13 protein-coding genes are annotated in these 12113 nt (G+C 66.8%); 6 read left to right on the plus strand and 7 right to left on the minus strand.

What is annotated here, in order from left to right; genetic code table 11:
- Window positions 1-220: 220 nt before the first annotated feature.
- Complete coding sequence (locus D472_RS0122805; protein WP_017606759.1) at window positions 221-574, minus strand: hypothetical protein; 354 nt, start codon at window positions 572-574, stop codon at window positions 221-223.
- Complete coding sequence (locus D472_RS0122810) at window positions 571-885, minus strand: hypothetical protein (RefSeq protein WP_017606760.1); 315 nt, start codon at window positions 883-885, stop codon at window positions 571-573. The genes D472_RS0122805 and D472_RS0122810 overlap by 4 nt, the downstream gene beginning before the upstream one ends.
- A gap of 175 nt (window positions 886-1060) precedes the next feature.
- On the opposite strand from D472_RS0122810, the gene D472_RS0122815 reads away from it, so the two are divergent.
- The 3 genes from D472_RS0122815 (at window position 1061) to D472_RS0122825 (ending at window position 2142) form a co-directional block, all read left to right on the plus strand.
- The gene (locus D472_RS0122815) at window positions 1061-1312 is read left to right on the plus strand and encodes a GntR family transcriptional regulator (RefSeq protein ID WP_017606761.1); all 252 of its coding nucleotides are present in this window, start codon (window positions 1061-1063) and stop codon (window positions 1310-1312) included.
- 171 nt (window positions 1313-1483) lie between these two features.
- A complete protein-coding gene (locus D472_RS0122820) occupies window positions 1484-1726 on the plus strand; it encodes a GntR family transcriptional regulator (RefSeq protein ID WP_017606762.1) in 243 nt (80 codons plus the stop codon).
- 176 nt (window positions 1727-1902) lie between these two features.
- Window positions 1903-2142, plus strand: a complete 240-nt coding sequence (locus tag D472_RS0122825; protein WP_017606763.1) for a winged helix-turn-helix domain-containing protein — start codon at window positions 1903-1905, stop codon at window positions 2140-2142.
- A gap of 55 nt (window positions 2143-2197) precedes the next feature.
- On the opposite strand, the gene D472_RS0122830 is transcribed toward D472_RS0122825, so the two are convergent.
- The 5 genes from D472_RS0122830 to D472_RS0122850 all read right to left on the minus strand — a co-directional run bounded on the left by D472_RS0122830 (window position 2198) and on the right by D472_RS0122850 (window position 7081).
- Complete coding sequence (locus D472_RS0122830) at window positions 2198-2839, minus strand: response regulator (protein ID WP_017606764.1); 642 nt, start codon at window positions 2837-2839, stop codon at window positions 2198-2200.
- The gene (locus tag D472_RS0122835; protein WP_017606765.1) at window positions 2832-4076 is read right to left on the minus strand and encodes an ATP-binding protein; all 1245 of its coding nucleotides are present in this window, start codon (window positions 4074-4076) and stop codon (window positions 2832-2834) included. The genes D472_RS0122830 and D472_RS0122835 overlap by 8 nt, the downstream gene beginning before the upstream one ends.
- Before the next feature lie 2 nt (window positions 4077-4078).
- On the minus strand, window positions 4079-4780 hold the full coding sequence (locus tag D472_RS0122840) for an ABC transporter permease (protein WP_017606766.1): 702 nt from the start codon (window positions 4778-4780) through the stop codon (window positions 4079-4081).
- A 33-nt stretch (window positions 4781-4813) separates the two neighbouring features.
- The gene (locus D472_RS0122845; protein WP_026117986.1) at window positions 4814-5731 is read right to left on the minus strand and encodes an ABC transporter ATP-binding protein; all 918 of its coding nucleotides are present in this window, start codon (window positions 5729-5731) and stop codon (window positions 4814-4816) included.
- 276 nt (window positions 5732-6007) lie between these two features.
- The gene (locus D472_RS0122850; protein ID WP_033304488.1) at window positions 6008-7081 is read right to left on the minus strand and encodes an LLM class flavin-dependent oxidoreductase; all 1074 of its coding nucleotides are present in this window, start codon (window positions 7079-7081) and stop codon (window positions 6008-6010) included.
- A 182-nt stretch (window positions 7082-7263) separates the two neighbouring features.
- Here D472_RS0122850 and D472_RS0122855 point away from each other — a divergent pair, with 182 nt between their 5' ends.
- The 3 genes from D472_RS0122855 to D472_RS0122875 all read left to right on the plus strand — a co-directional run bounded on the left by D472_RS0122855 (window position 7264) and on the right by D472_RS0122875 (window position 12110).
- Entirely contained in the window at window positions 7264-7590 is a 327-nt protein-coding gene (locus D472_RS0122855) for an ArsR/SmtB family transcription factor (protein WP_017606769.1), read from the plus strand.
- A gap of 1240 nt (window positions 7591-8830) precedes the next feature.
- Window positions 8831-11134, plus strand: coding sequence for a serine/threonine-protein kinase (locus tag D472_RS27225; protein ID WP_051046055.1), 2304 nt, complete (start codon window positions 8831-8833; stop codon window positions 11132-11134).
- 676 nt (window positions 11135-11810) lie between these two features.
- Complete coding sequence (locus D472_RS0122875) at window positions 11811-12110, plus strand: hypothetical protein (protein WP_017606772.1); 300 nt, start codon at window positions 11811-11813, stop codon at window positions 12108-12110.
- Window positions 12111-12113: the final 3 nt, after the last annotated feature.

Here is a 12113-nt window from a genome sequence, read left to right on the forward strand (position 1 = left end):
TCGTCATCGCTCATGTACCTGTAACACCACAGGAAACAACAGATTCCAGCTCAATAGGTGCTTGATTCCATGTTCGCTGTGACGCACATGCTCGCCTTTGAAGCAACCCTGCCAAAGGCTCTGTGTATCGAACTTCCGATTGGCTCGTGGGAGATCTCTGGGTACTGGAGGTGCCCGGCCGGGGGCGGACTCCCGGCCGGGCCGTGTGGGTGTGCTGGAGTCAGCGGCGTTCCCAGGGTTGGGGGAGTGGGGCGCCGGAGGTGATCGCGATGCGCAGTGAGGCCCAGCGGTAGCGGGCGCGGGAGAGTGCGCGCCGGCAGGTGAGGGGTTCGCCGGTCTCACGGAGGGCTTCGGAGAGCGCGTCGTAGTGCTCGGTCACCTCCATGGTCTCCATGCCATCGCCGAGCCGAGTGTCCCAAGGGGTGGGAAGGTCACCCCCGGAGCGAAGCGCGCGGTCGAGGCGGTCGAAGACCGCGTCCGCCGAGATGAGTCGTGTGACGGCTTCCTCGGGCCGGCCGGGGTCGTTGAGGAGCCGGGTGAGTCGTTCGACCAGGGCGTCGGTGTGCCGGCTCATCCGGCCACCCCCGCAAGGAGCGCCTGACGGGCTTCCCAGGCCCGGTAGGGGCCGCGCACCGACTCGACCCGGTGGTGGTCCTCGAGGGGCAGCCGGGGCGCGGGGATCGGGGGAGTGGGCGAAGTGGGCTCGGGTGAGGGCTCGGCGGCCCGAGCGTTGAGGGGAGCGAGGGTTTCGACGTAGCGGCGCACCCTGCGGGAGCGGCGGCGTCGTGCTTCAAAGCCCAGCTCGTACAGGTAGCCGAAGGGGGTCGTGTGCGCCCCACGTGTGGGACGCGCCAGCCTGAGCAACAAGGCTAGTAGGGTCATCATGTTGCCGCTCTCCTAAGCGGTAGCCATGGCCCCGGGACGTATTTGCGGTACGTCGCCGGGGTCCCTCATGGGTGAGGTGGGAATCACAGTACCCCAACCTGTAACATGTTGTCATATGACTTCATGCGGCGTCGGGTTACGTCAACTAATGAGGTAGGCGACGTAGTTTCGTCATATGACCATTGATCTCGATGGGCCGGAGCCTCTTCGTGAGCAGGTCGCGGACGTTCTAGCCGCCCGGATCGCGGAAGGTGTCTACGAGCCGCGACGGCGTATCCCGTCGGAAGCCGCCCTGTGTGAGGAGTTCGGCGTCTCGCGTCCTACCGTTCGCGCTGCCATCACCCTGCTCACGGACAAAGGGCTGGTGGTCACCATGCGCGGTAAGGGAACCTACGTCACCGCACGGCCGGGAACATCGGACGAGTAGACCTCGTAACGCAGGCCCCGACTCTCCTGCGAAGGAGGCCGGGGTCTGCGCTCACTCCAGGAGTGCTTGGGCCAGGGCCTGTTCCTGGGCGGGGGTGAGCTTGGCGTACTACCCCCGACTACCCCCATGGGCGGCTATGAGGCCACTGGGGCCCCTGGCTAGGTTTTTCGTATGCCCGCCATTGATCGTGAGTCCGCGGTTCCGCCTTACGTCCAGATCGCCAACGCCCTGCGTGCGCGGATCGATAGTGGAGAGATCCCGCCAGGGCGCGCGTTGCCCTCTCTGGTCAAGCTCGAAGACGAGTTCGGCGCTGCTCGGGACACCTTGCGCAAGGCGGTCCAAGTGCTCAAGGACGAGGGGCGCGTTCAGACGGTCCGAGGCATGGGTGTCTTCGTCCTCCCTCTGGAGCCCTGAACGGCTGTCCACAGGTTCAAAAGCCGAGCCGGCGTCCGCCGCCTTCATCCACGTAGCGTCGATATCGGGGGAGTCGCACACTCCTCCGGCTTCGTGCTGCCCACCCCTCCACCTCGGTTGTCCACAGATTCCGTTGGGCCCCTGTTTCGCCCGCTGAAGCGCTGTAACGTGCCGGCATGGAGTGGAAAGCGGGCCACCCGCGCTGGGTTCAGATCACCGATCGACTGGAAGAGGACATCCGGGTAGGCGTGTACGCGCCAGGGGAACGCATCCCCTCCGTCATGCGGCTCACCGAGGAGTACCGGGTGGCGATGGCCACGGCTCGAAAAGCACTTCGAGGGTTGCGCGATCGAGGATTGATCGTGACCCTCCCCCACCGGGGTTCCTACGTCAAGGAGCCCACACCCGAACGCTGAGCGCTTCGACTCCGGAGCCCACCCGGGCCGAGCGACTTCCACGGAACCACCGGGCTCACCCCTCGCCCGGGTCCAGTAGCCCACGCCGAAAGCCCGCGGCAACGGCGGCCGCCCGGTCGTTGACACCGAGCTTGCCGTAGATGTGTAAGACGTGCGTCTTGACCGTGGCCTCGCTGATGAACAGCCGGGCGGCGGCCTCCTTGTTTGTGCAGCCACCCGCGATGAGCCGCAGGATCTCCAACTCGCGTTCGCTCAAGGACACGGTCGGCGTGCGTATCCGGCCCACCAGCCGACTCGCCACCACCGGGGACAACACCGTCTCGCCGCGCGCGGCCAGGCGAACGGCACGCATCAGTTCTTGGGGAAGGGCGTCCTTGAGTAGATATCCGGTGGCCCCGGCCTCGATGGCGGGTCCCACGTCACTGTCCGTGGCGTAGGTGGTCAGCACCAGCACCCGGGAAGCGACCCCGAGCCGTACCAGTTCACCGATGGCCTCCACCCCACCGGTTCCTGGCATTCGCAGGTCCATGAGGACCACGTCCGGTTCCAAGGCCCGAGCCAGTTCGATGGCCCGAGCACCGTCACCGGCCTCCCCGACCACCTCGAAACCCGGGTCCCCGGTGAACACGCCACGAATGCCGTCGCGGACGACGGGATGGTCATCGACGATCAGGAGGCGGATGGGGGCTTCACCCATCGGAACCCTCCCTGGCGATAGCCGGTAGGGAAACGCAGACCGCGGTCCCCGCGCCGGGTTCGGATTCGATCTCCAAGGCACCCGCCAAGCGGCTCACCCGTTGGTGCATGGAGGTCAGGCCGAACCCGCTCTCGGGCTTTGCTTCCTTCGATGCGAATCCCACACCATCGTCGCGCACGTCCAGCACCACCAGGTCCTCCATGTACGACAGGGTCACTCCCACACGGGAGGCCTCGGCGTGTCTGGCCACGTTGCTCAACGACTCCTGAACGGTGCGCAACAGGGTGGCCTCGACTTCGTGGTGCAAGGGACTCACCCGCCCGGTCGTGGTGAACTCGGCTCGCACCCCGTGGAGCCGAGACCACCCCTTGGTGAGTTCGGCCAGTGCCTCGGCCAGCGGGGTGCTCTCCAGGGGCGCCGGCCCCAGTGCGTGCACCGACCTTCGCGCCTCGGCCAGGTTCTCGCGAGCCAAACGGATGGCCCCCTCCACACGCACCCGCGATTCGCTCTCATCCGCCCCCATCGCTCTTTCGGCGGCCTGAAGCTGGGTGATGATGCCGACGAACCCTTGGGCCAGCGTGTCGTGGATCTCCTGTGCCATCCGCTCGCGCTCATCGTGTATTCCGGCTTCACGCGCCTGAACCAGCAGTTGGGCGTGCAGCCCCTCGTTCTCCCGGATGGTCTCACGCAACCGCTCCACCATCCGTCTGCGCTCGTCGCTACGCTGCGCGGTGACCTCCCCGATCTGGCTGAAGACCGCGACCAGGGTGACCACGCAGGCGACGAAGAACAGATACAGCAGAACCGATGAGGGGGTCTGGAAAGACTCGCCCATGTAGACGGTGACGGTGATGGCGGCGGTGGCGGTCACCCCCACGAACCTCCACCGGCCCCGCAGGAATTGCCACGAGTACAGGTAGCCCACGAAGCCGAAGAAGATGGCGAACCAGACTCCGCGCGCACTCAGCATGGCGATCAGCACGATCAGGGCGAGGACCAGGGCCCCGGTCGACCATGGCCGGGAGGCCCGGTCGGGGTTCGATCTGGCCACCCCCCACATGAGCGCTGTGGCCAGAGCCACCAGGCCGAACAGCTCCAGCGGTTCCGGCCAGGGAAGATCCCCGGTGATCAGGGTCAGCGTGGTGGAGGTCGCCAGCAGGGCGTAGGGCACGGAGGCCGTGAGGCGGCGCAGCCGTGCCTCTCGCCGGTCGAGGTCGTCTTCGGACACCGTCTCCATGCTCACTCCCAGCGAAAGTACCGGGCCGCGACAAGGCTGAGGACCACGGTGTACACGACCATGGTGAGCAGTGGCGGTATCGCCAGGGCCGCGCCGCTCCAGACCTGGTGAAGACTCTGCCGCAGGGCCCCCAGAGGGGTGTACCCACCGATGAGCGCCAGGCTATCGGGCATCAGCTCGGTGGGCTGCATGAGACCGCCCAGGTAGGCCAAGGGAAAGAAGATCAGCACCCCGAAACCATTGGCGGACCGGCCATTGGGAGCGAGCGCGGCGATGAGCAGACCCACGGAGAACAGCGCGCCCGTTCCGAGTAGGAAGACCATCGACAACGCCAAGGCCGAGGGCGTGCGGGCCCCGAGGAAACCGATCCCGACACCGAGCAACAGGGCGACCGCGAACACGGTGAGGGCCGACTGGAGCAGGATCTGTACGGTGAGCAGGTTGCCGGGCCGGATCGGGGTCACCGAGAGCCTGCGTAGAACGCCTCTTTCCCGGTAGGTGGCCAGGGTCGTGGGCAGCAGGTACAGGCCGACCATACCGATGGCCATGGTCACCGCCATCGGCAACAGGACGGTGTCCCCCTCGGTGATCGCACCACCGAAGACCAGGAGGATGAAAAGTGGAATGAGCAAGGAGAACACGGCTCCGGGCTCGCGTAGCAGCAGTTTGGTCTCGACGCCGGTGAGCTTGGCGAGGATCTTCATGAGGAGTCCTTGTCGCGGAGCGGGCCTGAGGCTTCAGACTTCGATGGAACGTCCGGTCAACGCGATGAAGGCGTCGTCCAGGGTGCGCTTGTCGATGCGCAGGTCGTGGACGAGGGCTCCCTCGCGGGCCAGAGCGGTGGTGACGGTGGTGGCGAAGTCGCCCCGCCCGGCCACCACGACCAGGTCACCGGTGCGGGACACCGAGGTCACCCCGGGGAGTTCGCCCAGGAGGTAGACCGGGTCGGGGGAGTGTCCCCTCATGAGCCGGAAGCTCACCCGGTACTCGGAGTCGACCCCCTCGATCAGACCCTGAGGGCTGTCCAGGGCGACGACGCGACCCTGGTCCAGCACCGCGACCCGGTCGCACAGTTCTTCGACCTCGTCCATGAAGTGACTGACCAGGACCACGGTCACACCTTCGTCCCGAACCCGCTTGACCAACTCCCAGGTGGCCTGGCGAGCCTGGGGGTCGAGGCCGGTGGTGAGCTCGTCGAGGAACGCGACCTTCGGGTCTCCCACCAGGGCCAGGGTGATGAACAGGCGCTGCTTCTGCCCGCCGGAGAGCTTCGCGAACCGCGCGTGGCGCTTGTCTGCCAGGCCCCATCGCTCCAGCAGTTCACGCCAGTCCCGCGGCCGCTCGTAGAAGGAGGCGTAGAGGTCGAGCGCCTCCCACACCTTGATGTTCTCGGGCAGCTGTGTGTGTTGGAGTTGGACGCCGATGTGCTCCCGAAGCTCCCTCCCCTGGCGGAGCGGATCGAACCCCAGAACCCGGGTCGATCCGGAATCGGGGCGCCGCAGGCCCTCCACACACTCGACGAGGGTGGTCTTGCCCGCACCGTTGGGGCCCAGCAGTCCGAAGACCTCCCCCTCCTCCACCTGGAAGGAGACCTGGCCCAGAACCACCTGGTCGCCGTACTTCTTGCCGAGCTCGTCGACTTCGATGATCGCCATGCCCACCAGCCTGGTCGGCCTGGGCCCGAAGGTCATCGCCCGTGCGGCTTCGATCCACCACGGATCCGATCGATGCTCGCCGTCCACCGAATGGTGGACGCCCTCCGAGGAAGGGGCGGATGGTGGGCGAAGTGGCGGGGCGAAAANGACGAAAGCGTGGGGCGGGGCCCTCGCAGCCCCGCCCCACCCCCGGTGGTCGGGGGAGACGACGCCCGGTCCTGCCTGACCCGGCACCGCCACCCTTGACCCGGTTCCCCCGACCAGGGTCCCTACCCGTCACTCACCCTTGGGCGACTCCAGGTCGTACAGGTCGGCCAGCGCCTCGTAGGAGTACATGCGGGCCTTCTTGTCGAAGATCATCGACGAGATCATCAACTCGTCCACGCCGGTGTCGGCGACGAAGCGATCGATCTTGGGCTTGACGGTCTGCGGCGAGCCCACGAAGGAGTAGCGCAGCATCATGTCCAGCTGTTGCTTCTCACCGGGCCGCCACAGGGTGTCCAACGACTTGGGATCCACCGGCGGCGGCAGCAGGCCACGGGCGTTGCGCAGGGTGCCCAGGAATGCCTGTTGCATGGAGGTGAACAGACGCTGAGCCTCTTCGTCGGTGGGTGCGATGAACACGTTGATACCCGCCATGACGTACGGCTTCGACGACTGCTCGGAAGGGGAGAAGTTCTCCCGGTAGGCGGCCAACGCGTCGTAGAGCGCCTGCGGTGCGAAGTGGGAGGCGAAGGCGTACGGCAGCCCCAGGTGCGCCGCCAGCTGGGCGCCGAACAGGCTGGACCCCAGGATCCACAGCGGGATCCGTGTCCCCTCACCGGGCACGGCTCGCACGGGTTGACCGGGGGAGGCGGGTTCCAGGAATCCCTGGAGCTCTTGGACGTCCTGCGGGAACGTGGCCGAAGCGCTCTGGTCGCGGCGCAGGGCCCGCATGGTGCGCGGGTCGGTGCCGGGCGCGCGTCCCAAGCCCAGGTCGACGCGGCCCGGGTAGAGCGACTCCAGGGTGCCGAACTGTTCGGCGATCACCAGGGGAGAGTGGTTGGGGAGCATGACGCCGCCCGAACCCACACGAATGGTGGAGGTGCCCTCGGCGATGAAACCGAGCGCCACGGAGGTGGCGGCGCTGGCGATGGCGCGCATGTTGTGGTGTTCGGAGAGCCAGAAGCGGGTGTAGCCCCAGCGCTCCAGGTTCTGGGCGAGTTCGCGGGCGTCGCGTAGGGCCTGACCGGGGTCGGAGCCCTCGACGATGCTCGCGTGGTCCAGAACGGACAGGGCGAGTTTTCCGCCGGGCACGGGTGATCCGGACCCGGTTGAGGTGGCCTCACTGCTCCTTGCTGCTTCCGGCATCTTCAGTTACCCCCACTGACCTCGAATGTTCGATGATCGACGATCATCGAACATTGACGGTACACTCGCGGCTGAACGCGTACCAAATTCGGCCGGGACGGTCGAAGGGTGATCGGGTCGCGCTCGTGTGCGAGAGTGAACGCCCGATTCGGTGGAGTGCCGGCGGAAGTGGAGGTGGGGGCATGGCCGCCCGGAACGCGTCCAAGGGACCGGAGCATCCGAGGCTGGAGGACGTGGAACTGGTCACGCTCCTGTCCGCGTTGGCCGAGCCCACGCGGCTGCGGATCGTGTGCATGCTCGCCGAACCCGTCGGTGAGCGGGCGTGGAAGGACATCGACCTGCCCATCGCCCAGTCGACGTTGAGCCACCACCTGAAGATTTTGCGCAACGCCGGTCTGGTGCAGAACCGGACCGAGGGCACACGATGTTTCGTGTCCCTGCGTACCCAAGAGGTGGAGGCGCGTTTCCCTGGATTGTTGGAGACGGTGCTGAGCTGTCGGGACCACTAGGGCTCTGGGCGGGTGGGTCTTGGAGCCGTTTCGTGGTCGGTGGGCAAAAACGGGAAGGCGGCCCTGGCCGGTGCCCGATGTCTTCGCGATCGTGGTCGCCTTGTCCTTGCTCACGATGACGCCAACGAAGAGGACAGCGGTCGAGTTCCCGTTCTGGAACGAGGTTCTCGCCTGGGTCGGTCGTGCTTCCAGGACTCGGAGCCGGTTCGCGTGAACGCTCGCCCACGCGGGGGCGCAAGGACGTGTGCTCGAAGATCCCGCCCACATGTCGAAGGCCCGGCGATCTCCTCCCCCGTGGAGAGACCGCCGGGCCTCCACCCCCGTGAAGCAGGGCCTCTGAACCCGCTGGTCCCCTTCCCCCCTGTTGATCGGAGGGGCAACCGGTCCAGAGGCCCGTGCGATGGTGGATGAGGTATCCACGTGCGCGACGAACGTGGATTCCCCCGATAAACCTCACCACCACCTATGGGAATAGGAATGACGGGAAGGTCTTCCCAGGAATGAAGAGCTTTTCGGTATGCCTATCCCTGAAGAACCCGCCCGGCCTCGTGCAACGAACGTGGAAAAGCGGATTCCATGTGTACTCTAGCGCCTCGCCGGACTATTTTTACCTACTCCCATGCGGCCGAGTCATGAGCATCGTCGGCCTCGGAGCACGCCCCGAACGGGTGCCGGTGTGGAGCGTCGAGTGCATCGTGTCGGCACATGGTGCAGCCATGGGCCTCGAAAACGAGGTCCGTGACCGTCGACCGACCGACGACTCCGAGTATGCCTGAGAACACGGGTCGTTCGCAGCGATTCGGAGTGGAACATCGAAGTCGGTTCGTGGTTTCGGTCGACCCCGTGATCGGGGAGGGTGAAACGATGCCTCCGGAAAGTTCAGGATGGGGACCTTTGGCCTCTTTGGTTGGTGCGTTTGACCCCAAAGGGGTCGCCTTGGGTGGGGTGGGAAGACTTGTGAGGGTCGATCTCTCACGATCGTTCCCGGCCCGGAGTAAGGAATTTCCGATGCTCCATCGAACGAGAAAGAATGCGCTGTTCATTCGTGTTCCGCGGGTGAGGGAAGCCCGATGGGGGCGGGCCGGTGGGGTGAAGGGGCCAGGATGGCCGGTTCCGGGCGGGAGGGCCGGGTGAGAAAACGGCACGATCGGGAATCGTGTAGCACCAGCGGGCGCCCGAATACGTCATAGGTGGGGTACGGTGCCGCGCATCCCCCGACTCAGCCTGGAAAGGGTCATTCGTGCGAATCGGTGATGAAGGTGACGAAGTCGGCGGTCGTGAACTCGATCCCCGAACCGACGGGCACGAGTCCGGCGCACGAGAACCCGATGAGTGGACCGGCGAGGAGACTCGGCGGACCGAGTTCCACGAGTACGAGGTCGGCGAGCACATCGGTGGGTACGAACTCATCCGGGAGCTGGGACAAGGCGGATTCGGCACGGTCTACCTGGGGCGCCGACAGGACGGGGAACAGGCCGCCATCAAGGTCCTGCACGCCTCCGCCGGCGCCAACGCGGAGATCCGGCGGCGGTTCCGGGCCGAGGTCGAACACAGCAAGAGGGTGAAGCCGTACTTCATCGCCGAGGTGATCGACGCGGACACCGAGGCCGATCCGCCATGGGTGATCAGCGAGTACGTGGACGGCAGGACCCTGTCGGATTCGGTGAACGAGGGCGGCCCCTTGGCGGGGGACCCTCTCTACCGTCTCGCACTGGCCACCGCCACGGCCTTGGCGGCCGTGCACAACGCGAACATCGTCCACCGGGACTTCACCCCGACCAACATCATCATCACCAGGGAAGGGGTCCGGGTGATCGACTTCGGGATCGCCCGGACCGTGGAGAGCGGCGGGGCCTGGGCCAGCGCCTTCATCGGTACCCCCAGGTACATGGCACCGGAGCAGATCGAGGGCGCCGAGGTCACCACCGCGATCGACGTGCACGCGTGGGGAGCGGTGATGGTGTTCGCCGCCACCGGTCGACACGTCTTCGACGCCCCCTCCAGGGACCAGGTGCTGAACAGGGTCAGGCACGATGACCCCGACCTCGGCGGAGTGCCCGAGTACCTGGCCCGAATCGTGATCCGATGTCTGCGCAAGGACCCCGTGCGCCGCCCTACCTCACAGCAGCTGTTGTCCGCTCTGCTGAGCAAGGAGCCCCCGACCGAACACGAGTGGCTCGGCGGTGCGCGCGACAGTCTCACCCTCCTCATGGAGGAAGGTCTGCAGGCCTTCGAACGCAGTAACGGCGGGAGCCGGAACGAACCGTTCCAGATGGCCGGCGCGTACTACGCCGACATCGCCGAACTCGCCAACGGTATGCAGCACCACTGGAACGCGGCTCGGGAGATGCTGGATACCCCCCTCGAACGCCACGCGCTGCTGCGCCGGCTGCCCGAGTCCCAGGTTCGGGCGCGTCGGATCGTGGAGGCGCTCCCGGAGGACCACGGTGGGGCCGATGTGCAGGCCGCCCACCTGGTCGCCGTACTCGCTCCGGGACTTCCCGCCTTCTTTCGCGATTACGACATGTCCTGGGGGGCCCTCTTCAGCACCACCGCCGGCCGTGCCTGGCCCTATCGGCGGCGTGAGGACGAACGCCTCATGGACTTGGTGGAACGGTACGGCCTGCTCAAGGCGCTCAGCGAACACCACTGCATCGGCAGCGACCACCCTTGTGCGCGCAACGCCCCTTGTGTTCTCTACGGCAGGGGGGCCGACCAGGCAGCCGACATGTTCGAGCGGCTGCGCAGGAGACAGGTGTGGCTGAAGGGGGTCGCCGAGTCCTTCGCGTTCACCCCGAGGGAGATTTCCCCGGTGGACAAGGGGGATCTGGTCCACATGCTGGCCACCCACGACAAGCGCCGCGCGGACCGAGGCGCGCTCATGGCCTGGGCCGCGCAAGGGATCACCGAGGGGCGGGTGCGCGACCGAGTGTGCGCGGCGGTGGAGGGCGCCGACGATCCCTGGCCCGTCGCGGTGGCTCTGTGGGCGCAGCGGGAGGATCTGCGCACCGTCGCCGAACGGTGGGCCCGGCTGGAGCGGGACGACTCCCAGCGCAGGAGCCTTCCCCAGGTCCGAAGGGACGAAGACGTGGAGAGCGAGCAGCGGACCGAGGAGCTCGTGCGGGAGCGGGAACGGGGACGGCTTCGGCGTTTGGAGACAGGGCCCCTGCGCCTGTTGCCCCAGGGTCTGCAAGGGCTGGGCGCCGTCCTGATGGTGATGGGAGCACTGGTCGGGGCCCTCTATTGGGGGGACCTGGCCCTGCTCGCCGTGGTCTCCACCTTGGCGGGGGCGGCCCTGGTGGTGATCGGCGTGGCCCTGGGGCGTGACCAGCGACGGGAGATCGAGGACCTGCGGGGGCGGTCATCACGGGTGTCCGAACCGGTGGAGCCGTCGAGGGCGCGGGGCCCGTCCGGGGAACGGGAGGCCCAGGACCTGGACAGGACCCAGGAGATGCGGGGCGGCGCCGATGACGACGAGGACGACGCACGTGACAAGGAGCGGTTGCGATCGCTGCGCGCTCACTTGAGCGACTTTCCGGACTGAGCCGCTCGCCGAACGGCGCGGTCCGGCCCTGGCGTTGGGAGTCACCCCTGGGCCGTGCCCCTTGTGGTGGGGGAGTGAGGTGGCAGGAGCCTGTGGTCCAAGAGGGGGCGGTGTGGCCGGTGGGGTTCGCCGACGTCGAGAAGAAACGACTTCCACCCGCTGCTGGGGAATGTTTTTGGATGCCTTCGGTCGGCTCGGCGCTCGCGCCGACCGGTGCGAGCGGCCGTCCACGCGATCTTTGGCCAGACGATGAGCGAAGGTCGGCCCGGTTCGGCCGTCCGAGCGACATCGGCGCCGCCAGAGGCGGCGTGGTGGCCGCGAGCCCGGAATGATCCAGAAAAACAGGACCTAGCCCAACAACCTGATAACGGACTCCGGACGCGAAACAGGGCCTTTGGATGCTGTGATGCCGATCTCATCGCTCCCCTTCGTGGTGAGCCAGTGGTACCGGGAACCACGGTGAGCAGCGGCTTCCAAGGGGTCAGGCGTGGTATCGCTCGGTGAGCGACCCCCTCCAGAGAGCGCTTTCCCGTCGGTTCGAGGAGGCTTTCAAAGCCCAGGGGCTCGACTCGGAGCCTTCCTACGATTGGGTACATTCGCAGAACCACGGGATCGAATGTGCTATCCCCGCACGGCCCACCACAACCGTCCCTGATGTGTGGAAAGCTGCCCCCAAATGGATCTCTCCTCTCCCTCTCTGCCGCCGAACGTCACCCCCCTGACGGACGGCGACCCGTTCCAGGTGGGCCAGTACCGACTGATCGGGCGGCTCGGCGCTGATGACCTGAGCACCCTGTACGCCGCCGTCTCACCCGACCACGAAGCGATGGCCCTGAAGCTCGCCGGCACCGAAGGCTCCGCCGACGCCGAGCAGGCCGACGAAGCCGATCTCGTGCGCCGGGCCGGTGGCGTGTGCGCCCTTGGCCCACGGGACGGCGGTACCCACGAGGGGCACCCGTGGTCGGCCATCGGCTAACTT

The sequence above is a fragment of the Nocardiopsis alkaliphila YIM 80379 genome, from assembly GCF_000341005.1.
GTDB lineage: Bacteria > Actinomycetota > Actinomycetes > Streptosporangiales > Streptosporangiaceae > Nocardiopsis > Nocardiopsis alkaliphila.